General features: G+C 49.3%; 27 protein-coding genes and 2 pseudogenes. 17 read left to right on the top strand and 12 right to left on the bottom strand.

Annotation, left to right across the window (positions count from 1 at the left end):
- A partial coding sequence (locus F938_RS01415) for an IS3 family transposase (RefSeq protein ID WP_005028606.1) occupies positions 1–159 on the bottom strand: 159 nt, incomplete at its 3' end.
- 88 nt (positions 160–247) lie between these two features.
- On the opposite strand from F938_RS01415, the pseudogene F938_RS01410 reads away from it, so the two are divergent.
- From F938_RS01410 to F938_RS01390, 5 genes and pseudogenes are all read left to right on the top strand, one after another.
- Positions 248–529, top strand: a pseudogene (locus tag F938_RS01410) (efflux RND transporter periplasmic adaptor subunit); the annotation flags it as partial.
- On the top strand, positions 519–3,659 hold the full coding sequence (locus tag F938_RS01405) for an efflux RND transporter permease subunit (protein ID WP_005028604.1): 3,141 nt from the start codon (positions 519–521) through the stop codon (positions 3,657–3,659). The pseudogene F938_RS01410 and the gene F938_RS01405, both read left to right, overlap by 11 nt.
- Positions 3,660–3,745: 86 nt before the next feature.
- On the top strand, positions 3,746–4,645 hold the full coding sequence (locus F938_RS01400) for a cation diffusion facilitator family transporter (protein ID WP_005028603.1): 900 nt from the start codon (positions 3,746–3,748) through the stop codon (positions 4,643–4,645).
- A 494-nt stretch (positions 4,646–5,139) separates the two neighbouring features.
- Positions 5,140–6,627 (top strand): SulP family inorganic anion transporter, encoded by a 1,488-nt coding sequence (locus F938_RS01395; RefSeq protein WP_004726783.1) that lies wholly within the window; start codon positions 5,140–5,142, stop codon positions 6,625–6,627.
- 12 nt (positions 6,628–6,639) lie between these two features.
- Positions 6,640–7,491 (top strand): universal stress protein, encoded by an 852-nt coding sequence (locus tag F938_RS01390; RefSeq protein ID WP_004726781.1) that lies wholly within the window; start codon positions 6,640–6,642, stop codon positions 7,489–7,491.
- 162 nt (positions 7,492–7,653) lie between these two features.
- On the opposite strand, the pseudogene F938_RS01385 reads toward F938_RS01390, so the two are convergent.
- The 6 genes and pseudogenes from F938_RS01385 to F938_RS24925 all read right to left on the bottom strand — a co-directional run bounded on the left by F938_RS01385 (position 7,654) and on the right by F938_RS24925 (position 12,390).
- Positions 7,654–8,744, bottom strand: a pseudogene (locus tag F938_RS01385) (ArsO family NAD(P)H-dependent flavin-containing monooxygenase).
- 96 nt (positions 8,745–8,840) lie between these two features.
- Complete coding sequence (gene trxB / locus F938_RS01375; RefSeq protein WP_004726777.1) at positions 8,841–9,791, bottom strand: thioredoxin-disulfide reductase; 951 nt, start codon at positions 9,789–9,791, stop codon at positions 8,841–8,843.
- Between the two features lie 18 nt (positions 9,792–9,809).
- Entirely contained in the window at positions 9,810–10,514 is a 705-nt protein-coding gene (gene arsH / locus F938_RS01370) for an arsenical resistance protein ArsH (RefSeq protein WP_004644739.1), read from the bottom strand.
- A 4-nt stretch (positions 10,515–10,518) separates the two neighbouring features.
- Complete coding sequence (gene arsB / locus F938_RS01365) at positions 10,519–11,559, bottom strand: ACR3 family arsenite efflux transporter (RefSeq protein WP_004644740.1); 1,041 nt, start codon at positions 11,557–11,559, stop codon at positions 10,519–10,521.
- Between the two features lie 5 nt (positions 11,560–11,564).
- A complete protein-coding gene (locus F938_RS01360; protein WP_004644741.1) occupies positions 11,565–12,038 on the bottom strand; it encodes an arsenate reductase ArsC in 474 nt (157 codons plus the stop codon).
- Positions 12,039–12,042: 4 nt separating this feature from the next.
- Entirely contained in the window at positions 12,043–12,390 is a 348-nt protein-coding gene (locus F938_RS24925) for a hypothetical protein (RefSeq protein ID WP_010591199.1), read from the bottom strand.
- 97 nt (positions 12,391–12,487) lie between these two features.
- Between F938_RS24925 and F938_RS01350 the strand changes: the two genes are divergently transcribed.
- The 10 genes from F938_RS01350 to F938_RS01305 all read left to right on the top strand — a co-directional run bounded on the left by F938_RS01350 (position 12,488) and on the right by F938_RS01305 (position 20,128).
- On the top strand, positions 12,488–13,690 hold the full coding sequence (locus F938_RS01350) for a tyrosine-type recombinase/integrase (protein WP_000954590.1): 1,203 nt from the start codon (positions 12,488–12,490) through the stop codon (positions 13,688–13,690).
- A gap of 147 nt (positions 13,691–13,837) precedes the next feature.
- The gene (locus tag F938_RS01345) at positions 13,838–14,059 is read left to right on the top strand and encodes a helix-turn-helix transcriptional regulator (protein WP_001179606.1); all 222 of its coding nucleotides are present in this window, start codon (positions 13,838–13,840) and stop codon (positions 14,057–14,059) included.
- 4 nt (positions 14,060–14,063) lie between these two features.
- Entirely contained in the window at positions 14,064–14,891 is an 828-nt protein-coding gene (locus F938_RS01340; RefSeq protein ID WP_001162384.1) for a helicase RepA family protein, read from the top strand.
- Positions 14,878–15,759 carry a replication protein C, IncQ-type gene (gene repC / locus F938_RS01335; protein WP_000743064.1) on the top strand — a complete coding sequence of 294 codons (882 nt, stop codon included), beginning with the start codon at positions 14,878–14,880 and terminating at the stop codon, positions 15,757–15,759. The genes F938_RS01340 and repC overlap by 14 nt, the downstream gene beginning before the upstream one ends.
- Before the next feature lie 1,032 nt (positions 15,760–16,791).
- Positions 16,792–16,980, top strand: a complete 189-nt coding sequence (locus F938_RS01330) for a FitA-like ribbon-helix-helix domain-containing protein (protein ID WP_000024442.1) — start codon at positions 16,792–16,794, stop codon at positions 16,978–16,980.
- A gap of 140 nt (positions 16,981–17,120) precedes the next feature.
- Positions 17,121–17,900 carry a P-type conjugative transfer protein TrbJ gene (gene trbJ / locus F938_RS01325; protein WP_000836966.1) on the top strand — a complete coding sequence of 260 codons (780 nt, stop codon included), beginning with the start codon at positions 17,121–17,123 and terminating at the stop codon, positions 17,898–17,900.
- Between the two features lie 12 nt (positions 17,901–17,912).
- Positions 17,913–18,149: an entry exclusion lipoprotein TrbK gene (trbK, locus tag F938_RS01320; RefSeq protein ID WP_000718002.1), complete on the top strand. Its 237-nt coding sequence runs from the start codon at positions 17,913–17,915 to the stop codon at positions 18,147–18,149.
- A gap of 10 nt (positions 18,150–18,159) precedes the next feature.
- A complete protein-coding gene (gene trbL, locus F938_RS01315; RefSeq protein ID WP_001405816.1) occupies positions 18,160–19,587 on the top strand; it encodes a P-type conjugative transfer protein TrbL in 1,428 nt (475 codons plus the stop codon).
- Between the two features lie 4 nt (positions 19,588–19,591).
- The gene (locus F938_RS01310; RefSeq protein ID WP_000213809.1) at positions 19,592–19,840 is read left to right on the top strand and encodes a hypothetical protein; all 249 of its coding nucleotides are present in this window, start codon (positions 19,592–19,594) and stop codon (positions 19,838–19,840) included.
- A gap of 63 nt (positions 19,841–19,903) precedes the next feature.
- The gene (locus F938_RS01305; protein WP_000211355.1) at positions 19,904–20,128 is read left to right on the top strand and encodes a type I toxin-antitoxin system ptaRNA1 family toxin; all 225 of its coding nucleotides are present in this window, start codon (positions 19,904–19,906) and stop codon (positions 20,126–20,128) included.
- Between the two features lie 36 nt (positions 20,129–20,164).
- Here F938_RS01305 and F938_RS01300 read toward each other — a convergent pair whose 3' ends face one another.
- From F938_RS01300 to F938_RS01280, 5 genes are all read right to left on the bottom strand, one after another.
- Positions 20,165–20,368: a hypothetical protein gene (locus F938_RS01300; RefSeq protein ID WP_000131871.1), complete on the bottom strand. Its 204-nt coding sequence runs from the start codon at positions 20,366–20,368 to the stop codon at positions 20,165–20,167.
- Positions 20,369–20,482: 114 nt separating this feature from the next.
- Positions 20,483–21,550, bottom strand: a complete 1,068-nt coding sequence (gene arsB / locus F938_RS01295; protein WP_001272375.1) for an ACR3 family arsenite efflux transporter — start codon at positions 21,548–21,550, stop codon at positions 20,483–20,485.
- Positions 21,547–22,053, bottom strand: coding sequence for an arsenate reductase ArsC (locus F938_RS01290; RefSeq protein ID WP_000140066.1), 507 nt, complete (start codon positions 22,051–22,053; stop codon positions 21,547–21,549). Before F938_RS01290 ends, arsB (F938_RS01295) begins: the two co-directional genes overlap by 4 nt.
- On the bottom strand, positions 22,050–22,817 hold the full coding sequence (gene arsH, locus F938_RS01285) for an arsenical resistance protein ArsH (RefSeq protein WP_001239389.1): 768 nt from the start codon (positions 22,815–22,817) through the stop codon (positions 22,050–22,052). Before arsH (F938_RS01285) ends, F938_RS01290 begins: the two co-directional genes overlap by 4 nt.
- Positions 22,814–23,146 carry an ArsR/SmtB family transcription factor gene (locus F938_RS01280; protein ID WP_000447876.1) on the bottom strand — a complete coding sequence of 111 codons (333 nt, stop codon included), beginning with the start codon at positions 23,144–23,146 and terminating at the stop codon, positions 22,814–22,816. The genes arsH (F938_RS01285) and F938_RS01280 overlap by 4 nt, the downstream gene beginning before the upstream one ends.
- 147 nt (positions 23,147–23,293) lie before the next feature.
- Between F938_RS01280 and F938_RS01275 the strand changes: the two genes are divergently transcribed.
- A complete protein-coding gene (locus tag F938_RS01275) occupies positions 23,294–24,031 on the top strand; it encodes a recombinase family protein (protein ID WP_001366550.1) in 738 nt (245 codons plus the stop codon).
- Positions 24,028–24,252 carry a hypothetical protein gene (locus tag F938_RS01270; RefSeq protein ID WP_000743213.1) on the top strand — a complete coding sequence of 75 codons (225 nt, stop codon included), beginning with the start codon at positions 24,028–24,030 and terminating at the stop codon, positions 24,250–24,252. Before F938_RS01275 ends, F938_RS01270 begins: the two co-directional genes overlap by 4 nt.
- Positions 24,253–24,368: the final 116 nt, after the last annotated feature.

The raw sequence follows: 24,368 nt of genomic DNA, 5'->3' as shown, positions 1-24,368 counted from the left end.
TGATTGCTCAAGCAGTTGATTTTTCCAATCGATGATTTGGTTTTGATGTAAATCGAATTGAGTAGAAAGTTCAGCGAGTGTGTGGTCGCCTTTAATTGCTGCGAGAGCAACTTTAACTTTAAACTCTGCTGAATGATTACGACGTTTTCTTCGTGTCATGGTTGACTCCAAAAACAAGCATTTCCCATGCTTATTGGGGAGTAGATTATCACTTATAGGCGTGGTCTAAAATCCTAGAACCACATCAGTGAGAGTGTTGATTCCGGAAGCTACAGCAAAATCAGCCCTTCGGATTCAAAAGTCTGCGCTGCAAAGTATTGAAGGTGAAGACAGTATTTTCATCGTAGATTCAGAACAAAAAGGTCAAGTCCACTTAAAAGCACAGAAAGTGCAATTGGGGCAGGCTTCAAGTGATGGACAATGGCTTGAAGTGATTTCTGGGCTGACTGAAGGGCAGAAGTATATCGCTCAAGGCAGTTTCTTGTTGAAATCTGAATTAGAAAAAGACGAGGCAGGCCATGAACATTAATTCTGATCTGCCAAAACCAGAAGGTTTATTCGAACGAATCATTCAGTTTTCCATACAAAATGCGATTTGGGTGTTGCTCTTTGTCTGTACCTGGATTGCGGTCGGGGTGTATAGCTATCAGAAACTCCCGATTGATGCTGTACCCGATATTACCAATACCCAAGTCCAGATTAATACTCAAGCCAAGGGTTTTACTGCGCTTGAAGTCGAACAGCGGATTACCTATCCCATTGAAAATGCCATGGCTGGCATTCCGGATCTGGAGCTTACCCGTTCCATATCCCGTTATGGACTCTCTCAAGTCACCATTGTCTTTAAAGATGGGACTGATATTTATTGGGCCCGTCAGCAGATTAACCAACGGATACAGGAGGCGCAATCTGAGTTGCCTGCACAAATCGCACCGACGATGTCCCCCGTTTCTACGGGTCTCGGTGAGATTTATCAATGGGTACTGAAGGCAGATCCGAATGCGAAAAAGCCGGATGGAACTGCATACACGCCGATGGATTTGCGTGAGATTCAGGACTGGATTGTGCGTCCTCAACTGCAACGTGTTAAGGGAGTTGCAGAGGTCAACAGTATTGGTGGTTTTGAAAAAACCTATGTGGTCTCTCCCGATTTAAACCGGATGCAGCAACTGAATATCTCATTAGAACAACTGCAACAGGCTTTAGCGCAAAATAATGAGAACCGAGGTGCAGGTTATATTGAAGACAATGGTCAGCAACTGACGGTACGTGTACCGGGTACATTCAATGGGCTTTCTGATATTGAGAACACCATGCTGGGTAGCCCAAATGGCAGCCCAATTCGGGTTGGTGATATTGCGCAAGTCTCTATTGGGCATGATTTAAGAACCGGTGGGGCAACCTATAACGGCAAAGAAACCGTTTTAGGGATTGCCATGATGGCGATGGGTGGAAATAGCCGGACTGTTTCTAAAGCTGTGGATGCCAAGCTTCAAGATATTCAGAATAGTTTGCCTAAAGGGGTAGTGATTGAACCGGTGTACGACCGTACTACCTTGGTTGAGAAGGCGATTAAAACCGTTCAGAAAAACTTGGTAGAGGGAGCAATCCTGGTCATCATCATTCTGTTCCTGTTTTTAGGGAATATCCGTGCTGCCTTGATTACTGCCTGTGTCATTCCACTCTCTATGCTGTTTACCTTAACCGGGATGGCACAGAAAAATATCAGTGCCAATCTGATGAGTTTAGGTGCACTCGATTTCGGCATCATTGTCGATGGTGCTGTGGTGATTGTCGAAAACTGTATCCGGCGTTTAGCCCATACACAGCAACTGTTAAAACGACCTCTCACACAAAGTGAACGCTTTAAGGAAGTTTTTCTGGCTGCCCGCCAAGCACGTCGTCCTCTTATTTTTGGTCAGCTTATTATTTTGGTGGTGTATTTGCCGATTTTTGCTTTAAGTGGTGTAGAAGCAAAACTATTTCATCCGATGGCTTTAACCGTTGTTCTCGCACTGGTGGCAGCTATTATTTTATCGATCACCTTTGTGCCCGCTGCAGTTGCTTTATGGGTTAAAGGGGAGATCAAAGAAACGGAAAGCCGTTGGATGATCTGGCTCAAAACCCGATATCAACAGATATTGGATGGAGCCTATCATTACAAAGCGGTGGTTTTAACTTTTGCCATTTGTCTCCTGGTCATTACGGGTCTGCTCAGCACGAAGATTGGCAGTGAGTTTGCACCCCAGCTGAGTGAAGGTGATTTTGCGGTACAGCAATTACGTTCTCCAAGCACAGGCTTGGAAGAGTCTTTACGTATTCAGGAAAATACCGAAAAGCTTTTACTGAAAAACTTTCCCGAAATTAAAGCTATATTTGCCCGTACCGGGACTGCTGAAGTGGCGACAGATGTGATGCCACCGAATATTTCCGATGGTTATATCATGCTGAAACCACGTGAGGAATGGCCAGATTCAAAAGAAAGCCTAGATGCACTTCGAACCCGAATGGAAGCTTATCTTGCGACAATTCCCGGCAATAACAGTGAGTTTTCTCAGCCTATTGAGCTACGTTTTAATGAACTGATTTCAGGTATACGCAGTGATGTGGGGGTGAAGGTTTTTGGTGATGACATGCAGGTTTTGAATACTGAGGCTGCAAAAATCGCGAAAATCATTCAGCAAGTCGCAGGTAGCAGTGCGGTGAAAGTTGAACAAACTTCGGGTCTGCCTTTACTCAATGTAGAGATTGATAAAGCTTTAGCTGCCCAGTATGGCTTGAGTGTGAAATCTATTCAGGATGTGGTGGCTGCAAGTATTGGTGGACAAAGCGTGGGAGAGATTTTAGAAGGCGATCGTCGTTTTGATTTTGTTATCCGTCTTGGAGAGCAAGACCGTAGTGTCGCATCTGTTTCCCAGTTACCTATTCAGCTTCCAAATGGTGGCAGTATTTTATTGTCGGATGTCGCGCAAGTCTCGACCATTGAAGGAATCAACCAAGTCAGTCGAGAAAATGGTAAACGCCGAGTTGTGGTTACAACGAATGTTGAAGGGCGTGATTTAGGGTCTTTTGTTTCTGATGTACAGACACAGCTCAAAGCATACACTTTGCCAAGTGGTTATTGGATAGAATATGGCGGTCAGTTTGAAAATTTGGCTTCAGCCAAAGCACGGATGCAAATCGTGATTCCACTGGCTTTAATCACTATCTTTATTTTACTGATGGCGGTCTTTCACAATGTCAAAGAAAGTCTATTGGTCTTTACCGGGGTACCCTTTGCCTTGACCGGTGGTGTGCTGTTCCTTTGGCTAAGGGATATTCCATTATCGATGTCAGCTGGAATTGGCTTTATTGCCTTATCTGGTGTTGCAGTCCTCAATGGACTGGTAATGCTGACCTTTATTAAGGAATTAAGGGACAAATATCCAGTGCATAAAGCCGTGTGGCAAGGGGCTATTTTGCGCTTAAGACCAGTGTTGATGACAGCTTGTGTGGCTTCACTGGGTTTTGTACCAATGGCGCTGGCAACCGGAACAGGGGCTGAGGTTCAACGGCCACTGGCAACCGTAGTGATTGGCGGGATTATCTCTTCAACATTACTAACTTTGGTGCTGTTACCCGTGCTTTATCGTTGGATAAATGAAAAGAAAGTTTCTTAATCCAATAGATTAGTCGATTTACAGCAGAGATATTGGCTGTTATCCAATATCTCTGCTCATCATAAATAGAATAAGGAAAATATTTTATGTCAGAACATCATGATCATAGCCATGCGGTTGTTACTGAAGAAAATAGTAAGAAGTTAATGGTTGCCTTAGGTTTAACGACCACTTTTTTAATAGTAGAAGTTGTCGCTGCTTTTATTACCCAAAGTTTGGCTTTGTTATCTGATGCAGCTCATATGTTTACTGATGTAGCCGCTTTAGCTATTGCTCTTGCCGCTATCAAAATTGGTAAAAAAGCCGCAGATGATAAAAGAACTTTTGGCTATCAGCGATTTGAAATTTTAGCGGCTCTGTTTAATGCGGTGATGCTTTTTGTGGTAGCAATATATATTGTATATGAAGCTTATCAACGTTTTACGAATCCTGCTGAAATTCAAAGTGTTGGAATGATGATTGTCGCGGTCATTGGTTTGGTCATAAATTTGATTTCAATGAAAATCCTTTCTGCTAGTGCTGAAGGAAGTCTAAATATAAAAGGTGCATATTTAGAAGTTCTTAGTGATGCTCTAGGATCGATAGGCGTGATTATCGGAGGAATAGTTATTTATTTTACCCAGTGGATGTGGGTTGATACCGTAATCGCTGTGTTAATTGGCTTCTGGGTCTTACCTCGAACTTGGATTTTATTAAAACAAAGTATTCATATTCTGCTTGAAGGAGTTCCTGATGAGATTGATATTGAGTCGTTAAGAAATGATTTATTGAAGCTAGAGGGCGTTGAAGGGATTCATCAGTTGAAAGTCTGGGCTATATCCTCAAGAAATATTCATTTAACTGCTCATTTGGTTGCTCCGAATAGCAATACAGATCAACTCTATCAAAAGGCCTTAGAAGTTCTAAAACATAATCATAATATTACTGAAATTACGTTACAAATAGAAAATACGAAATGTAATACATTGAACCAACATAAACACTAATTTGGACTTTAGTCTTCATATAGATGTTTAGTGTAACTTTAAAGTATGCTCTAAAGTTACACTAAAGTGTTGATCTAAGAAAAAGTATCAATTTTTATCTACCCTTTGTAAAATTTATATCACTTAAGCGCAATCCCAATAAAATAAGCATGTACAAAATAAAAGTAGCTGTCTTTAACTGCTATTTTTGATGGTTGTTCAAATCCATTTCTTCAAGGGAACATCATTGACTCAAATTTTTATTTGCAGAAGTGTCCTATATTTTCTTTCAAATTGCGGCTAGGGTGGATATAAAAGGACCTAGCTGCTATCATTGCCCCCGAAATCCTCCAAAATAGATATCTTTCTTAATATGACACTTACGCCACCATAAGTTTATTTACCTCTTAATTCAGTAAATAACTCATCACTGTCTAGTGATGTGGTGTAGTAGCTTGTGTGTCATATATCACATCACTAGCCTTTCCTAAAATTTAAAAAAATAGGCTATTTTCATGTTATCCACTATTCGAGAACAATGGTTCTCCAATATTCGCGGGGATGTTCTTGCGGGTATTGTTGTTGCTTTGGCTCTAATTCCTGAAGCAATTGCCTTCTCCATCATTGCAGGTGTCGATCCTAAAGTCGGGCTATATGCTTCATTCTGTATTGCAGTTGTGATTGCTTTCGTAGGTGGTCGCCCTGGTATGATTTCTGCTGCAACTGGTGCAATGGCTTTATTAATGGTCACACTGGTTAAAGACCATGGTCTGCAATACTTATTAGCAGCCACAATTTTGACAGGATTTATTCAAATCCTAGCAGGTTATCTAAAATTAGGTGCTCTGATGCGGTTTGTATCAAAGTCAGTCGTGATTGGCTTTGTGAATGCCTTAGCTATTCTAATTTTTATGGCTCAATTGCCTGAACTCACCAATGTGACATGGCATGTCTATGCGATGACAGTTGGAGGTTTAGCTATTATTTATCTATTCCCTTATATCCCAGTGATAGGGAAGCTTTTACCCTCTCCTCTCATTTGTATTGTCCTCCTTACGCTCTTTGCCTTGTTCATTGGTTTAGATGTAAGAACCGTAGGCGATATGGGGCAATTACCAGATACGCTACCAATTTTCTTACTTCCTGATATTCCTTTAAATCTTGAAACTTTAGCTATTATTTTGCCTTATTCACTGGGATTAGCAGCCGTCGGTTTGCTTGAATCTATGATGACCGCAACAATTGTGGATGATTTAACCGATACCAATAGTGATAAAAACCGTGAGTGTAAAGGACAAGGTGTTGCCAATGTCGCATCTGGCTTTTTAGGCGGAATGGCAGGCTGTGCCATGATTGGTCAATCCATTATTAATGTGAAATCTGGTGGACGTACCCGTTTATCATCATTTAGTGCTGGGGTCTTCCTGTTAATTATGGTGGTGTTTATCAGTGACTGGCTCAAAGTCATTCCAATGGCTGCACTGGTTGCGGTCATGATCATGGTAGCAATCGGAACATTTAACTGGGATTCATTACGAAATATTCGCCAATATCCAGTTTCTAGCAATATCGTGATGATCGTTACAGTCGTCGTGGTCGTTGCAACACATAACTTGGCTTATGGCGTATTAGTCGGTGTACTTCTTTCTGCATTATTTTTTGCCAATAAAATTGAACGCTACATGGCAATTCAGTCCGAATTTAATGAACCTGAAAATACCCGTATTTATACGGTAACAGGTCAAGTGTTCTTCAGCTCAGCAGATAAATTTACTTCTGCATTTGATTTCAAAGAAGCACTTTCAAAAGTTGTGATTGATGTTAGCCAGGCTCACTTCTGGGATGTGTCTGCGGTCGCTGCCGTAGATAAAGTGGTCATTAAGTTTAGACGTGAAGGAACAGAAGTCGAACTTATTGGAATGAATGAAGCCAGCAAAACCTTAGTCGATAAGTTTGGTATCCATGATAAGCCAGATGCTTTAGATCGCTTAAATAGCCACTAAGAGGGATGAATTATGTCAAAAATTATTGCATGTATTGATGGATCATTAGCAACAAATACCGTTTGTGATTATGCAGCTTGGTTTAGCGATAAACTTAGTTCACCGCTTAAGTTATTACATGTTATTGATAAGCCAAAAGCGAAAGCACCACAAGATTTAAGCGGTGCAATCGGCTTGGGAAGTCGAGAAACATTGCTAAATGAGTTGGTTGAACTTGAAGAGCGTAAGGGGAAGATTGAGCTAGAGCATGGCCAAATTCTTCTTCGGGAAGCAAAGAATTATCTATTGGAGAAGTTCTCTATTGATGCTCAAAGTTTTCAACGTCACGGCAGTCTTTTAGAAACAATTATGGGAATGGAAGAAGACATTCGAGTTCTTATTATGGGGAAGCATGGAACTGAAACCGAGCATGATTCCAGTAAAGTTGGAACCCATATTGAAAATGTTGTTCGTGCCCTTCATAAACCCGTATTAATAACATCTGCACCCTTTAGTCCACCTAAGTCTTTTTTAATTGCTTTTGATGGAAGTCCTACTGCACGTATTTGTGTAGACAAAATTGCAAATAGTCCTTTATTAAAAACCCTGACAGCTCATGTGGTATATGTTGGTAAGCCAAATAGTGATATGACATCTCAAGTTACTTGGGCAAAAGAGCTGCTTGCAAATAATGGTTTTAATGTAATTGATATCGTACTTGAAGGTGATGTCGATAAATCAATATTAGATTACCAAGAGAAAAACGCTATTGATATGATGGTGGTTGGTGCATATGGTCACTCAAAGATACGCCAGTTTTTTATTGGGAGTACGACGACCAAATTGTTGTCAAGCTCAATAAAACCTGTACTTTTATTGAGATGACACTAAAGCCTTGAATAGATTTTTTATCTATTCAAGGCTTGGTATTTATAATTAGGTAGGGCGACTAAAATTATGAAAATGGAATTACTTTAACTCACCTGATATAGCTGAAGCATGAAAGTAAAAGAATTGGCTTTAAAATCATCTAAGGGAGTAGATAGCTTATTTTTCTAAAGAATTTTTAGTATCAACTTCGTGTAGATAAGCAACGATTTCATCCACTGTGGCTCTCGCTGCCCTTGAAACACCCACCAGTGTCGCTGAACCAGGTCCGGTCCATTCACCATATCCTACTAACCATAGGTTAGATTGTTTGACTGATCTGCTTCCTTCAACCAGTATCGTATTATTTTCCTCTACTATTCCAAGTGGCTTTAAATGGTCTAAAGTCGCTTTAAATCCAGTACACCAAATCACTGCATCAACCTGTTGAAAAGATCCATCTTCCCAAATCACGCCATTTTCCGTAAAAACCGAAAATGGGCGCTCACTATGTAAAACGCCTCGTGCACGTGCATCTTTGACTGAATCAATCATGACAATATCACCCAGACCGCCAACAGGCTGATCTATTGTACGGCCTTCTAATTGTGCCTTTAAACGCTCTGTCGCACGTAAAAACAGTACACGGCCATCAACATCATCTGCTAAAAATTGAGGAGGTGTTGGCGTGATCCAAAGAGTGTCTGCCACTTGGGAAACTTCAGCCAAAATTTGTGCTCCAGAATTTCCACCACCGACTATCATGACGTGCTTATCTTTAAAAAGTTCTGCATTTTGATAATGGGCGGAGTGTAATTGCAGACCTTTGAAATTTTCTTGGCCAGGGTAAGATGGGATATAAGGATGACTCCAGGTGCCCGTTGCACTGATTACAGCCTTGGCTCTCCATGTCTGTTCACCTGCATGCACACTCAATACTTCTCCTTCGCTTTTGACGTGATCAACATATACAGGACGAATAATCGGAAAGTGGTAACGCTGCTCATATTGCTGCAAGTATTCAATAACTTCTTTCTTGGTCGGATACGTTTGTTCTGTATTCGGCATAACCCAACCTGGTAAGGAACTCCAGCTATTCGGTGAAAACAGACGCAAAGAATTCCAAGCATGTAACCAGGCTCCACCTGCTTGATTTTGATCATCTAAAATAATAAATGGTATTTTTTTCGCTTTAAAAAATAAGCTGTAGATAAAGCTGCCTGTCCACCACCGATAATGATGACATCAGTTTCCGTCTGTTTCTGATTCAAAGCCTTGTCCCCTTTTATTTTTTCTTTAATATAAAAACCCAATCCTGAAGACTGGGCTTTTACAATATTCACTATATTTTTATGACAACATCAAAATCAACTTAAACTATCAAGATATTTTTCAGCATCTAATGCAGCCATACAACCGGAGCCTGCTGAAGTAATCGCTTGGCGATAAACTGAATCAGCCACATCACCGGCAGCGAATACACCTTGCACTGAAGTAGCAGTGGCATTCCCCGCTGTTCCGCTTTGGATCTGAATATAGCCATCACGTAACTCAAGTTGCGCTGAAAACATCTCAGTATTTGGTTTGTGACCAATTGCCACGAATAAACCCTGTACCTCAATATCTTGCTTTGATCCATCTACAGTGGATTTTAAACGCACTCCAGTTACTCCGGTGTTATCGCCTAACACTTCATCCACTTGATTGTTCCAAAGAATGCTAATTTTGCCTTCTTTCTGTTTTGCAAAAAGATGGTCTTGTAGAATTTTTTCAGAACGCAATGAATCTCGGCGATGTACTAAAGTCACGTGAGCTGCAATATTAGACAGGTAAAGCGCCTCTTCAACCGCAGTGTTACCACCGCCTACAACCATCACCTTCTGGTTCTTATAGAAGAAACCGTCACAAGTTGCACAGGCACTTACACCTTGCCCCATGAATTTGGCTTCAGACTCAAGACCTAAGTATTGTGCCGTTGCACCTGTGGCAATAATCAGGGCATCACAGGTGAGTTCTTCCATATCGCCTTTCAGCACGAATGGACGAACGCTTAAATCCACTTTACTGATATGGTCATAGACGATTTCGGTGCCAAAACGTTCCGCATGCGCTTGCATACGTTCCATGAGTGCGGGGCCTGTTAAACCTTCTGGATCACCCGGCCAGTTATCGACTTCAGTGGTCGTGGTTAATTGACCACCGAGTTGTAAGCCTGCAACTAAAGTGGGTTTAAGATTAGCCCGTGCTGCATATACCGCAGCGCTGTAACCCGCAGGACCTGAGCCAAGAATGATTAATTTAGAATGTCTCTTTTGCATTTAAGATCACCTGGCAGCTTACAAACTGCGCTGATTGACACGTTTAGATAATTCTTCAGCTGATTCCTTACGTTCTGAATAACGATCTGTCAGGTATTTGCTTTGTCCACGAGTCAGTAGGGTGAACTTAAATAACTCTTCCATCACATCCACAATCCGGTCATAGAAAGCCGAAGGTTTCATTCGTCCATCTTCTTCAAACTCCAAAAAAGCTTTTGGAACTGAAGACTGATTTGGAATGGTGATCATCCGCATCCACCGCCCCAAAATACGCATCTGGTTCAGGCTGTTAAAGGACTGTGATCCGCCACTGACTTGCATCAAGGCAAGAGTTTTACCTTGGGTTGCACGGATTGCCCCTCCTGCCAGTGGAATCCAGTCGATTTGAGATTTAAAGATGGAACTCATAGAACCATGGCGTTCAGGTGAACACCAGACCATGCCTTCTGACCATGCTAAAAGCTCATGCAACTCTTTTACTTTTGGATGCTCAGTATCCGCATCTTCTGGTAAAGGAAGCCCTTTAGGATGAAAGATTTTTATTTCCGCCCCAAAATGCTCAAGGATTCGACCGGCTTCAAGAACTGCAAGGCGACTGTAAGAACGTTCTCGATTAGAGCCATACAGCAGCAAAATTCGCGGAGGATGAGCAAGTTCTTTGGCTTGAACTTTTTCAAAGGTGGGTTGCTCAAGAAGATTTAGATCTACATTTGGGAGATTCATAGAGTTAGGCCTCTTTAAAAACTTTCTTTCTCAGCCAGAGTGAAACACTCACCAAGGCAATCAACACAGGAACTTCGACCAGTGGGCCAATAATCGTGGTAAAAGCAACAGGGGACGCGATACCAAAAGTTGCAATCGCTACTGCAAGTGATAATTCAAAATTATTCCCCGCTGCGGTAAATGCAATTGCTGTGGTCTTAGGATAGTCATTGCCCATCCATTTACTCATAAAGAAACTGATGAAGAACATTAAAACGAAGTAAATGGTTAAAGGAATCGCGATGCGTAAAACTTCAAGCGGAAGACTCACGACATCACCGCCTTTTAGGCTAAACATGGCCAGAATGGTGAACAGCAAAGCCATTAAACTCAGCGGACTGATTTTCGGAATGAACTTGGTTTCATACCATTCCACGCCTTTCTGTTTCACCAAAATCCATCGCGTTAAGAAACCTAATAAGAACGGAATACCAAGATAAACCAGAACAGCATGGGTGATGGTCCAGAAATCGACATTAATGACCTGCGAAGCGACACCAAAATAGGGTGGAAGGAAGGTCAGGAATAACCAGGCATAGGTACTGAAAAATAGAATCTGGAAGATGCTGTTAAAGGCAACTAATGCTGCAACATATTGATTATCACCACAGGCCAAGCCATTCCACACCAGAACCATGGCAATACATCGAGCAAGACCAATCAGGATGACACCGGTCATATATTCTGGATAACTATGTAAAAATATGATTGCCAGGGCAAACATGAGTACTGGCGCGATCAGCCAGTTTTGTACTAAGGATAAAGTAAGGGTTTTCTTATCCTTAAACACTTGTGGCAAAGTCGCATAGTTCACTTTTGCCAGTGGTGGATACATCATTAGAATAAGACCAATCGCGATTGGAATATTCACTGAATCAATGCTTAATTTATCGAGTGCGACAGAAGCCTGAGGAAAGAAGTTTCCGATGGCAATGCCTAAGGCCATGGCAATAAAAATCCATAGCGTCAGGTTGCGATCTAAAAAAGATAAGCGTTTTTCAGACATTTCACTTACTCAACGTTCGAAATTTGATTAATTGCTGCAATCAATTCTGAGCGAGATAGTTTATCTACATTAAGTTTAAATAAAGCATCTAAGCGACGATTGATATGTTCAACAGTGCTCATAAAGGCTTTTATTTTTTCTTCTTTATTCACGTCTAAGTGTGAAGGATCAGCCAAGCCCCAATGTGCCTTGATTGCTCCACCCAAATAAAGTGGACATGCTTCTTGAGCAGCAGAATCACATACTGTGATCACAACATCAGGTTGATATTGTTCACAATCATTAATCGTTTTACTCCATAAACCTTCGGTAGATAATCCTAAGTTTTCAAGGGTTTCTAAAGTTAGCGGGTGAACTTGACCTGAAGGCTTACTCCCAGCACTATAGGCTTTCCAACCTTCTGGTGCTCGGCTATTAAACAAAACTTCAGACAAAATGCTACGGCAGCTATTTCCAGTACATAAAAATAAAAATTTCATTGAATTACTCACAATAACTATTTACAGAAAGGGGGTGTTGATCATCCAGCTTTGATTGAGATTGAACCGTCTTCAAAATATCTAAAATTTCATAACACCAGTTGGCCAATTTTGGATTGATACTGTAGTAAACCCATTGGAATGATTCCGCGTCTGGCACAGCCAGGCACCTGATGGCATGAAATGCCGCTAAGCCCGCGTAATTGCGGGCTTTTTTTTGTTTGTGTTTGGCACGATCTGGCAACGGGAGGAAGCGCCAAGCACCGTTTGAGCATGGCATTAAAGCTGGTATTATGGTTTGGCGATGCCATGATTGATGCCGATACCATGCTGCGTTCTTTTGTGTGTTCATGGTATTAATATTCTATAAGTTACTGTTTCGTAAGAAAAAATACGATAAATTCGAGATTTTTTCAGCATGGTATCGGAGACGAAGAAGGACAAGGTACATGCTGACCGATACCAAGCTGCGCAATCTCAAGCCCAGGGACAAACTCTACAAAGTGAATGACCGGGAAGGTCTCTATGTGGCAGTGACTCCAGCCGGCTCCATCTCGTTCCGTTACAACTACTCAATCAACGGTCGGCAGGAGACCATCACCTTTGGGCGTTATGGTGTCGGTGGCATCACCCTGGCCGAAGCCCGCGAGCTGTTGGGTGACGCCAAGAAGATGGTTGCGGCGGGCAAGTCGCCGGCCAAGGAGAAAGCCCGAGACAAGGCGCGGGTGAAAGATGCAGAGACGTTCGGTGCCTGGGCGGAGAAGTGGCTGCGTGGCTACCAGATGGCCGACTCCACCCGCGATATGCGCCGCTCGGTTTATGAGCGTGAGCTGAAGCCGAAATTCAGCAATCAGAAGCTGGTGGAGATCACCCACGAAGACTTGCGGGCGCTGGCTGATGCCATTGTTGAGCGAGGCGCACCGGCCACCGCCGTTCATGTGCGTGAAATCGTGTTGCAGGTATTTCGCTGGGCCATCGAGCGTGGGCAGAAGGTCGAAAACCCGGCAGAACTGGTGCGCCCAACAAGCATCGCTCGATTCGAGCCACGTGACCGAGCGTTGACGCCAGAAGAAATTGGGCTGATGTACCAGTACATGGAGCGAGTGGGCACAAGCCCAACAAACCGTGCGGCGGCCAAGCTGTTATTGCTGACGATGGTGCGCAAGAGCGAGCTGACCAATGCGACCTGGAGCGAGATCAATTTCAGCGAAGCGTTGTGGACGATTCCAAAGGAGCGGATGAAACGCCGTAACCCGCACCTGGTATTTCTGTCCCAGCAGGCTCTGGATATTTTCATTGCCATGAAAACCTTTGCCGGTGGTTCCGACTTCGTTTTGCCATCACGGTACGACTCGGATGCGCCGATGAGCGCTGCCACACTTAACCAGGTGCTGACGCTGACTTACAAGGCGGCGCAGAAAGATGGGAAGTCACTTACCAAGTTCGGACCGCATGATTTGCGGCGCACAGCCAGCACGCTGTTGCATGAGGCCGGCTACAACACCGACTGGATCGAGAAGTGCCTGGCGCACGAGCAGAAGGGCGTGAGGGCTGTCTACAACAAGGCTGAGTACCGCGAGCAGCGGGCGGCGATGTTGCAGGATTGGGCCGATATGATTGATGAGTGGACTTCGGGAGGCAGTAAGGGTTGATGTTTTTGCTATCTTTGATAGCATTGAAGTTGATGCCGTGAATTTATAAATAAGGCCGCCATTGGCATCGGGCAGGTCAATTACCGATTAGCTGCTTCGCGCAGCTACTCGATGAATAGCAACTATTCATTTGAGAGGTATTGACCCATGCAAAATATAAAGACCCTCATCAACAGGAAGAAGCTCCTGGAGATGATCCCGCTTTCGACACGAACAATTTATAACCTGGAGCAGCGAGGGGATTTTCCACGCCGTATCGCGTTAACCAGTAGAAATGTCGCCTGGGATTTGTCAGAGGTCGAAGAGTGGATTGAGGCACGTAAATCATCGGGTGATCAAGCTGCGCGACCTGGCCCTATAGAGGGCTAGTTATATGGCTCTTGATCTTATGGCGGCTTTCACGGAATTGCCGCCACCCATTGATTATGTTCTGCCTAATATGGTTGCTGGCACTGTTGGTGCTCTTGTGTCGCCTGGTGGGGCTGGTAAATCCATGTTGGCCCTTCAATTGGCTGCACAGATTGCAGGCGGGCCTGATTTACTTGAAATAGGCGAGTTTCCCACCGGGCAAGTGGTCTATCTGCCTGCTGAAGATCCACCGGCCGCTATTCACCATCGTCTGCACGCCCTTGGGGCACACCTCAGCGCAGCGGAACGGCAAGCCGTGGCTGATGGTTTGCTCATTGAACCCTTGATCGGTAAATGCCCAAACATCATGGCTGCTAGCTGGTTCGATGCTCTCAAACGAGCCGCTGAAGGTCGTCGCTTGATGATCTTGGACACTTTGCGGCGCTTCCACATTGAGGAGGAGAACGCTAGCGGGCCGATGGCGCAGGTTGTTGGGCACATGGAGGCCATAGCCGCTGATACAGGCTGCTCCATTGTGTTTCTGCACCACGCGAGTAAAAGCGCAGCCATGATGGGGTCGGGCGATCAACAGCAGGCCAGTCGTGGATCGTCCGTACTGGTTGATAACATCCGTTGGCAATCGTACCTATCCGGCATGACGCAAGGCGAGGCCGAGATACTGGGGGTCGATGATTGTCAGCGTGGGTATTTTGTCCGCTTTGGCGTCAGCAAGGCCAACTATGGCGCACCTTTTCAAGAACTCTGGTTTAGACGGCACGACGGCGGCGTGTTGAAGCCTGCTGTACTGGAGCGGCAGTGCAAGGTGAAAAGGAGACAGCGTGAAGAAGCCTAAGCATGACCTGACCCACGTCCGACATGATCCCGCGCACTGTTTGGCACCTGGCCTGTTCCGCAGCCTCAAGCGTGGCGATCGCAAACGCTGCAAGCTGGACGTGACCTACACCTTTGGCGAGGACGAATCCATGCGTTTCGTCGGATTCGAACCTCTCGGGGCCGATGATATGCGTCTTTTGCAAGGCATCGTGGCCCTTGGCGGCCCGAACGGCATCTTGCTAACCCCGGAACCGACCAGTGAGACGGGGCGACAGCTACGGCTATTCCTTGAACCCCGTTTCGAAGCCATTGAGCAAGACGGCTTGGTGGTTCGTGAGAGCCTGACCAAACTGCTCTCAGAAACGGGCATGACGGATAGCGGCGACAACATCAAGGCGCTCAAAGCCAGCCTGCTGCGCATGTCGAACGTCACCATCCTTGTGACGAAGGGACGGCGGCAAGCCGCGTTCCACCTGATGAGTCATGCTTTTGACGAGACGGACGGCAGGCTATGGGTTGCCCTGAATCCGCGTATTGCCGAAGCGATCCTGGGGCATCGTCCATATGCCCGTATCGACATGGCGGAAGTGCGGGTGCTACAGACTGATCCGGCACGGCTGATGCACCAACGGCTATGCGGCTGGATCGACCCCGGCAAATCCGGGCGCGTGGAACTGGACACGCTTTGCGGCTATGTCTGGCCAGATGAAGCCAATGCCGAAGCTATGAAAAAACGCCGTCAGACTGCCCGGAAGGCACTGGCCGAACTTGCCGCCGTGGGTTGGGTAGTGAACGAATACGCCAAGGGAAAATGGGAGATCAAGAGGCCTGGCCCCACGGCAACTGCACCCGTTTACCGTCGTAACGTTCCCTTGTTACCGTCGTAACGCTCCCCTTCTGCCGTCGTAACGTTCCCCGTCCCAATTTGGAAAACCCAGACGGTGCGCTGCTTTGCGGGCAGTTTGGGAAATCCATCCAAGATTATCTAAAGATAATCCATCATGCGCGGTGCAGCTCGCGCCTTGAGGGCGCGTTCTGACCTTGCCAATAAAGCCCTGGCGGGCTTTATCAATCGGCCATAGGCCGATGGTTTAACGCCAAGAAGAGAAGGCGGCTTCAGTGGCCGCTGAAACGCCTTGTGAGAGGGGAAAACAACCCGGAGTCCCTTATTCCATGAGCTGAAGCAGAATCTGCGTCTAACGGTGCTGGAGGGCCGCTGTGTGCACTTGTAGTTATCTGTACTGAAACCTTGGCTCGAAACGTGAAATGGCTAAGCAGTGCCCATTCGTTCGGTAAGAATAATAAGAAGATTATTATTCTTATTATTACCAAGCAGGAATGAGCCGTGTGTGTTGGACGCCCATAACCAGTAACCTGCGTGAAGGTGTCAACATCAGGAAAGGTTGCCCCTCAAGTATCAATACGTCGCCTTAGTGGTATGACGGGAGGGGAGGCAAATTTCTTGTGTTCATTGACACTTGAGGGGCGGGTTATGCCCTTCTTTTTTGGCGTCCAACTCGCCCCATCGGGGCGAATGGTTTGTGTCGATTGTTGGCATTTTAGGTTCCGATTTAAAGCCGATTGAGCAGCGATTTTGAAGCGACTATGTCGATTGCAGGCCGATTTGGTGACGATTACGGTTATGTTGCCAAGAATCGGTGTTTGTTTGACGATAAAACGCTTTACGTTCGATATGCGCTAGATTTTCAATAGTGGGTGAAATGCGGGCAGGATGGGTGAAGTTAGCTAACCGGCAAGCCGGTTATCTATCTTCACTGTCCCTTATTCGCGCCGGGGGCACTCAACGGGAATCCTGCCCTGCGGGGCTGATCGGCTACCGCCGGTTGCAAGAGTATAGGTCTTGCTATTTTTAATATCTTTGATAGCATGGTTGTCGGGTACACCAAAAGGGTATTGATATGGCAAATGTGCTTATCAGGAATTTACCCGCCGAGGTGCACCGTGCGTTGAAAGTTCGAGCAGCGCTCAACGATAGGAGCACCGACGCGGAAATACGCGAAATACTGACGGCGGCAGTACAGCCGCTAGAGCTTGAAGAGATTGGCCGGGAAGTTGGCTTGTCCGAAAGCGATAAAAAAACAGAGTAGTTTTACGTTTGTAAGTCCGGGCCTCAGCGCCAAGGGCAATACCGATCAGCTAGTGGCGTAGCTCTTCGATGAAACGTTGCCGAGAACAAGCACAACGCTTGGTCAAGGCAATGCCTTCTTTTCATCGACGGAGTACGACCATGAAGTCCAAAATTTTAGCGGCTAAAAAAACCGCTCTAGCCGTTGCACTCGCAACCGGCTTTATCACCACTACCACCGCCCCTGTGCAAGCTGGTATCCCCGTCATCGACGGCGGCAACCTGGCCCAGAACATCATGACGGCCATCGAGTCGGTGGCGCAGACGCTCAAGCAGATTGAGCAGTACCAGACCCAGTTGCAGCAGTACGAAAATCAGCTCCAGAACACGATGGCCCCAGCCGCGTATATCTGGGATCAGGCGCAGACTACGATCAACCGGCTGATTGCCGCGCAAAACACGCTGGCCTATTACGAGAACCAGCTAGGCAGCCTGGATCGTTACCTGGCCAAGTTTCAGGACGTGGCCTATTACCGCAGCTCGCCATGCTTCAACGGCAGCGGCGGATGCACGCCGGCCGAAAAGGCAGCGATGGAAGAGAACCGCCGCCTGGCGTCAGAGTCGCAAAAGAAGGCCAACGATGCCCTGTTCCAGACCGTTGCCGACCAGCAAAAGGCTTTGAAGGATGACGCCCGTACCCTGGAGCGGCTGCAAGGCGCGGCCCAGGGTGCAACTGGCCAGCTACAGGCCATCGGCTACGCCAACCAGCTCGCCAGCCAGCAGGCCAATCAGCTCTTGCAGATTCGCACCATGTTGACCGCCCAACACAACGCGGAGGCAGCCCGGATTGCAGCAGAACTCGATGCCGAGGCGCGAGGTGATGCCAGGGCCGAGCAAATGCGTACCTGGACGTTTCGCCCGAGTCCGGCAGACAACTACTAGGGAGGCGGTGAGATGAAAAAAATCTTTTTTACTACCGCGGCTACGTTGCTGTTGTTGGCTGGATGTGAACAGGAAAGGATGCCCGAACCAAATGCGGCGACGTGTGCCCCCGATGCGTTCCAGGCAGCACTGAATGAAATGCGCAGCGAAGCGAACCGAGAGGCCTTTACCGAGGAATGCAGAGCATTCCAGAAGGCCAAGCAGATGCGTCAGTGGGAGTTCAAGCCCAGCCCTAAAGATGATTATTGAGGTGGTCGCCATGAGAAAGAAAATTGCTCTAGGTGGCTTGATGATGGTCGCCACAATGGTGCTGGCTGAACCTGCAATGGCGCAGGAGCTAAGTAGCAGCGGTGTTATGAATGATGTGCTCAAGCGTTTTCATGATGCTGCCGCAACATGGGGGCCAGCTATTGAGTCCGCTGCATCGCGTTTGTTCTGGACGCTGGTTGTGATTTCGATGGTCTGGACATTCGGCATGATGGCTTTGCGCAAGGCCGACATTGGCGAGTTCTTCGCGGAGTTCGTTCGCTTCACGATCTTCACCGGCTTTTTCTGGTGGTTGCTGACGAATGCGAACCAGGGCATGAATATCGCCGGTACGATTGTTCAGTCATTGCAAACTCTGGGCGCGCAGGCGGGGGGACTTTCCAATAGCAATCTTGGGCCCTCCAGCATCCTTGATCTTGGTTTCGAGTTATACAACCGCACAGTACAGGCCACCTCGGAGCTGGGATGGCGGCAGATGGCAACTGCTCTGGTCATGGAGCTAATGGCCCTGGCTGTTTTGTTTGTCCTGGCGTTGATTGCGGTCAACCTGTTGCTGTTGCTCGCATCAGCCTGGATTCTGTTGTATGCCGGTGTGTTCTTCCTTGGCTTTGGTGGAAGTCGTTGGACTTCCGACATGGCGATCAATTACTACAAGACCGTGCTGGGCCTGGCCGCACAGCTTATGGCAATGGTGCTTCTGGTTGCGATTGGCAAAGAGTTCATCAATCACTACTACACGCAAATCAGCGAGAACATGGCATCCCAGGAACTGGCCGTGATGTTGGTTATATCGGTCATCTTGCTTTTCTTGGTCAACAAAGTTCCGCCGATGATTTCTGGTCTTGTGTCTGGTGGTGGTATTGGCGCAGCCGGTGGAATTGGAAACTTCGGTGCGGGTGCGGCAGTTGGGGCGGCGGTGACGGCGGCCAGTATGGCAACTGGCGGCGCTGCCCTGGCAGGTAAAGCGGTTATGGGTGCCGCAGCCGGTGCAGCCGGAGGTGCAAGTGCACTCCAAGCGGCTTTTCAGAAAGCATCAGCGAGTATGGAAACCGGCGGTGACATGTCCAGCATGGGGTCAGTTGTCAGCAGTGGCGGAAACGGTGGTGGTGAAGCGGGTACTGCTGGCAGTAGCCCATTCGCCCAAGCGGCTGGCTTTGGTGACAGCGGCAGTAGCTCAAGCGGTGGCGGCTTTGCCAAGGCCGCGAAGCTGGCCACAGGCACGGCCTCCGAGTTAGCCAAGGGTGTCGGCTCTCAAGTGAAGCAGGGATTCCAGGAGCGAGTGAGCGAAACCACAGGCGGAAAACTGGCTGCTTCGATACGCGAAAGCATGGAGCCGAAAGAAGCAAGCCAATCTGGCCAGTTCGAGGGCAATAGCTTGGGCGCCGATTCTGGCCCAGATAGTAACGAAGTCAGGAGTTAGCACGATGACGACATCAACATACATGGCCGCATTGGCGGCCCTGGATGAAGCGCCAAGGGAAGAAGTCAGCCAGGTATTTATTTCGCCGCTGGGTGATCAATCGACCGAGGTCGATGCAGAGACAGAAACAGCCGCTTTTGTATCACGGCCAGACCCTATGAGAGAGAGCGAAACTAAGCCGATAAGTATTGAGGTTAATGGCGGCAGGAATGAGCGGTCAGCATTCGCGGAGGCGGCGGGGCTGTACCTGTAGGCGCACCGGGCTGGCCACAACCAGCCCGGCACTTTCAATCAACACCTACTGGAGAGGTGAATTATGACAACACAACATATTATCGAACCAGGGCAAGCAGTGCATCAAGCAGCGGCTATTCTTTCTTCTTTGGAGTACATCAACCAAGCGGAAGCGCGGAGCCTTGGGCCATTGGCCGAAGCCGTCGCTAATGCTTTTATGGTGGTGTACTACCAAGCTGAAACGGGCCGGGCGACACAGGCTGATTTTCAAGAAGCAATGAACGCCTTGCGCCAAGCGTGCAGCTAATGACGAAAGGGCGGCCACTCGAACTGGCCGCCTTTTTCAATCTTCACTGTTTGGCCATTCCCGACCCACAGACGGCGCATCCATCCATTCGCGTTCCTCCGGCGGCAGCGGGTAAGCCCCGGATGCTTCCGCGTCGGCCAGTAGTTCGGCCAGTGTGTAGCGCACCCGACCAGTGGAAACGGCGCGGGCCGGGTCGGCCTTCTCATGCAGCCTGTTCTCTAGGTTCTTTGGGTCTGTCATCGGGCGACCTCAGCAAGCATGGATACTAGGTGTTCCAGGTCAGTGATCGAATGCGCCAGGAAGCGGCCGGCGCGGCAATCTGCAATCATTTCCTCAGTTTTTTCCTACTCATGTTCAACCTCGTTCGTACCAGCTCTTCGAGCGATTCACCACGCGCACGACCAGCAGCATCACCGGCACTTCGACCAGGACGCCGACCACGGTTGCCAATGCAGCGCCGGAGTGCAGACCGAACAAGCTGATGGCGGCCGCCACGGCCAGCTCGAAGAAGTTGCTGGCACCGATCAGGGCCGAAGGACAGGCGACAGAGTGCTTTTCCCCCGCCCGCTTGTTCAGCCAGTAGGCTAACCCGGAATTGAAGAACACTTGAATCAAGATCGGCACGGCTAGCATGGCGATCACTAACGGCTGCCGGATGATGGCCTCGCCCTGGAAGGCGAACAGTAGAACCAACGTCAGCAGCAGCGCGGCCATCGACCACGGCCCGATCTTCTGCATGGCCCGTTCAAAGGCGGCCTGTCCTTGCTTGAGCAGATGCCGCCGCAAGAGCTGCGCCAGGATCACCGGCACGATGATGTAGAGCACGACCGAAATCAGCAGCGTGTCCCAAGGCACCGAGATCGAGGACATGCCCAGCAGCAGGCCGACGATGGGCGCGAAGGCCACGATCATGATGGCGTCGTTCAGAGCCACTTGCGAGAGCGTGAAAAGCGGGTCGCCGTTGGTAAGGCGGCTCCACACGAACACCATTGCCGTGCAGGGCGCGGCGGCCAGCAAGATCAAGCCCGCGATGTAGCTGTCCAGTTGATCGGCCGGCAGGAACGGAGCGAACACTTGTCGGATGAACAGCCACCCCAGCAGGGCCATCGAGAATGGCTTGACGGCCCAATTCACGAACAGCGTGACGCCGATGCCGCGCCAATGCTCTTTGACCTGGTGCAGCGCCCCGAAGTCGATCTTGACCAGCATCGGGACGATCATTACCCAAATCAGCAGGCCCACCGGCAAATTGACCTGGGCCACTTCCATGCGGCCTATGGCCTGGAACACGTCAGGAAGGCCCTGGCCGAGCGCAACACCGGCGACGATGCACAGGGCCACCCACAGCGTCAGGTAACGCTCGAAGCCGCTCATCGGGGCCTGGCGCGGCTTCGCGGCGATGGCCTGTGCGCCGGCGCTCATGCTTCCTGCTCGGTCTTGCCGATGTTCGCCAGCTCGCGCTTGATGGCCGTCTGGTCAAGCATTTTGAGAGGCAGATTCACGAACAGGCGGACGCGGTTCATCATGTGCCGGAAGGTTTGTTCGAAGGCCCGGCGCTTCTCGGCGTCAGTGCCTTCGACGGCGGCCGGGTCTTCAAATCCCCAATGCGCCGAGATCGGCTGACCAGGCCACACCGGACACATTTCGCCGGCGGCGTTGTCGCAGACGGTGATGATGAAGTCCATCTTCGGTGCGTCGGGCGTGGCGTACTCGTCCCAGCTCTTGCTGCGCAGATTCTCGGTCGGGTAATTCACCGACTCCACCTTTTCGACGGCGAAGGGATTGACCTTGCCGGTTGGGTGACTGCCGGCGCTGTAGGCGCGGAAGCGCCCTTGCCCCATCGTGTTGATGAGAGCTTCGGCCATGATGCTGCGCGCCGAATTGCCGGTGCAGAGGATGAGGACGTTATAGATTCTTTCGGTCATGATGTTTCGCTTTCTGGTAGTGGCTGGGGAGCAATGGCGATGGATGAAAGATCGGTGGCCTCGTCGATGACGTGGCCGGCCGCTTTCCGTTCGGAATAGCGGTCTGTCAGTGCTTCACGGTGCGGCCGTACCAGCGCCGTGAAGCGCACCAGTTCTTCCATCACATCGGCTATTCGGTCGTAGTACGGCGAGGGCTTCATGCGGCCCGCCGCGTCGAACTCTTGGAACGCTTTGGCGATACTCGACTGGTTCGGAATGGTGAACATTCGCATCCAGCGGCCGAGCAGACGCAAGGTGTTCACGGCGTTGAAGCTCTGCGAGCCGCCGGATACCTGCATCACGGCCAGGGTGCGGCCTTGGGTCGGCCGGATGCCGGCCATTTCAAGCGGCAGATGGTCAATCTGCGCCTTCATGACACTGGTAATCTGACCGTGGCGTTCCGGGCTGCACCAGACTTGTCCCTCTGACCACTCGGACAGGGCGCGCAGCTCCTTGACGGCCGGGTGATCGTCGCTTTGCACTTGATCGGGCAACGGCAAATCGGACGGGTCGAAGATGCGTGTTTCTGCGCCAAAGAATTGCAGCAGCCGGGCCGCTTCCTCGACGGCCAGCCGTGAGAACGAGCGGGCGCGCAGCGAGCCATACAGCAGCAGGATACGCACCGGCGGGGCGTCGGGTGCCAGCCCGAGCGCCGGGCGCTCGATGGCAAAGGATTTGTCCAAAGCGGGCAAAGAATCGGGGTCGGAAAGATGGCGAAGTCTCATGCCAACACCTTCCCGGCTTCCGTGGTGCAAGACAGGTTGCACACCTGGCCGCCGCAGCAGTTTTCCGTGAGAAAGGCCACCAGGTTAGTGGCCGTCGAAAAGTTCGCCTCGTAGATCACAAATCGGCCTTCTTGCCGCGACGTGACCATGCCGGCGTGTGCCAGCTCTTTCAGGTGGAAGGATAGCGAAGACGGCGGGATGCCGGCCGCTTCGCTGATTTTTCCGGCGGCCATGCCGGCGGGGCCGGCCTGGACGAGAAGCCGGAACACCGCGAGGCGCGATTCTTGAGCGATGGCCGCCAGGGCGGCTACAGCATTTATCGTTTCCATGTTTCAATAATAGTCGAAATATGGAGTGTGCTCAATAGCTCATTTAAGCTGTAAAAATGAGCTAGGCGCATTTAGATCGATATGTGATAAATTGGCCTGCCAGTTTAAGATGGGTGCATTTGAGTATGCCCAAAGGAGCCCGCAAGTATGCGCAGGACGAAGCCAGTAGCCGCGCCGATGGTGGCGCGGGTCTATCTGCGCGTCAGCACCGACGCGCAGGACTTGGAACGCCAAGAGGCGATCACTACGGCCGCGAAGGCCGCCGGCTACTACGTCGCCGGCATCTACCGTGAGAAGGCATCCGGCGCACGCGCCGACCGGCCTGAGCTGCTGCGCATGATCGGCGACCTACAGCCCGGCGAGGTGGTCATTGCCGAGAAGATCGACCGCATCAGCCGCCTACCTTTGCCCGAGGCCGAGCGCCTGGTGGCCTCGATACAGGCCAAAGGCGCACGCCTGGCCGTCCCTGGCGTGGTCGATCTATCCGACCTGGCGGCCGAGGCCCAGGGCGTCGCCAAGATCGTGCTGGAAGCCGTGCAGATCATGCTTTTTCGCCTGGCCTTGCAGATGGCCCGCGACGACTACGAGGACAGGCGCGAACGCCAGCGCCAAGGCATTGAGTTGGCCCGCCAGGCCGGGCGGTACAAGGGCCGCCGTGCTGATCCGAAGCGCCGCGCCCAAGTTGTCGCGCTGCGCAAGTCCGGCTACAGCATCAACAAGACCGCCGAGCTGGCCGGGTACAGTGCGGCCCAGGTGAAACGGATATGGGCCGAGGTCAGCCAGGCCGAAGCGAAGCAGCACGGCGCGTTCGTGGAGGACGCATTGACGGAAGCCGATGCCCTGGCCGCTGTCGGCCAGGATGAGCGCCAGGAGGAAAGGGCATGAAGAAGCCGAACCAAGACGACGAGCCGTTTTTCATCACCGAGGAGATTGCGGCCGAAATGATCGCCGGCGGCTATGAGTTCGAGCTGCCGCCCATTCCTTGCACCATCCGCCTACGCGACGTGCTGGAGCGCATGACCGATGCTGAGCTAGCATTGCAGCCGGGCGAGATCGCCGACCAGGAGCGTGAACGCTGCCGGCGCAAGCCGTGTTCAACCTCATGATCTGGTCATGGTATTTTTCATGGCACTGAGCCTGATAGTTCTTGCAAATTGTTGTCACTAAAGGGTTTTGTGTGCTTGTTTACAATCGAGTGGGAGTGACGGGCACTGGCTGGCAA

Origin of the sequence: Acinetobacter bereziniae LMG 1003 = CIP 70.12 (assembly GCF_000368925.1) — a bacterium.
GTDB lineage: Bacteria > Pseudomonadota > Gammaproteobacteria > Pseudomonadales > Moraxellaceae > Acinetobacter > Acinetobacter bereziniae.
The sequence above is the reverse complement of the archived record's forward strand: the minus strand, read 5'-3'. Positions and strand labels throughout refer to the sequence as shown.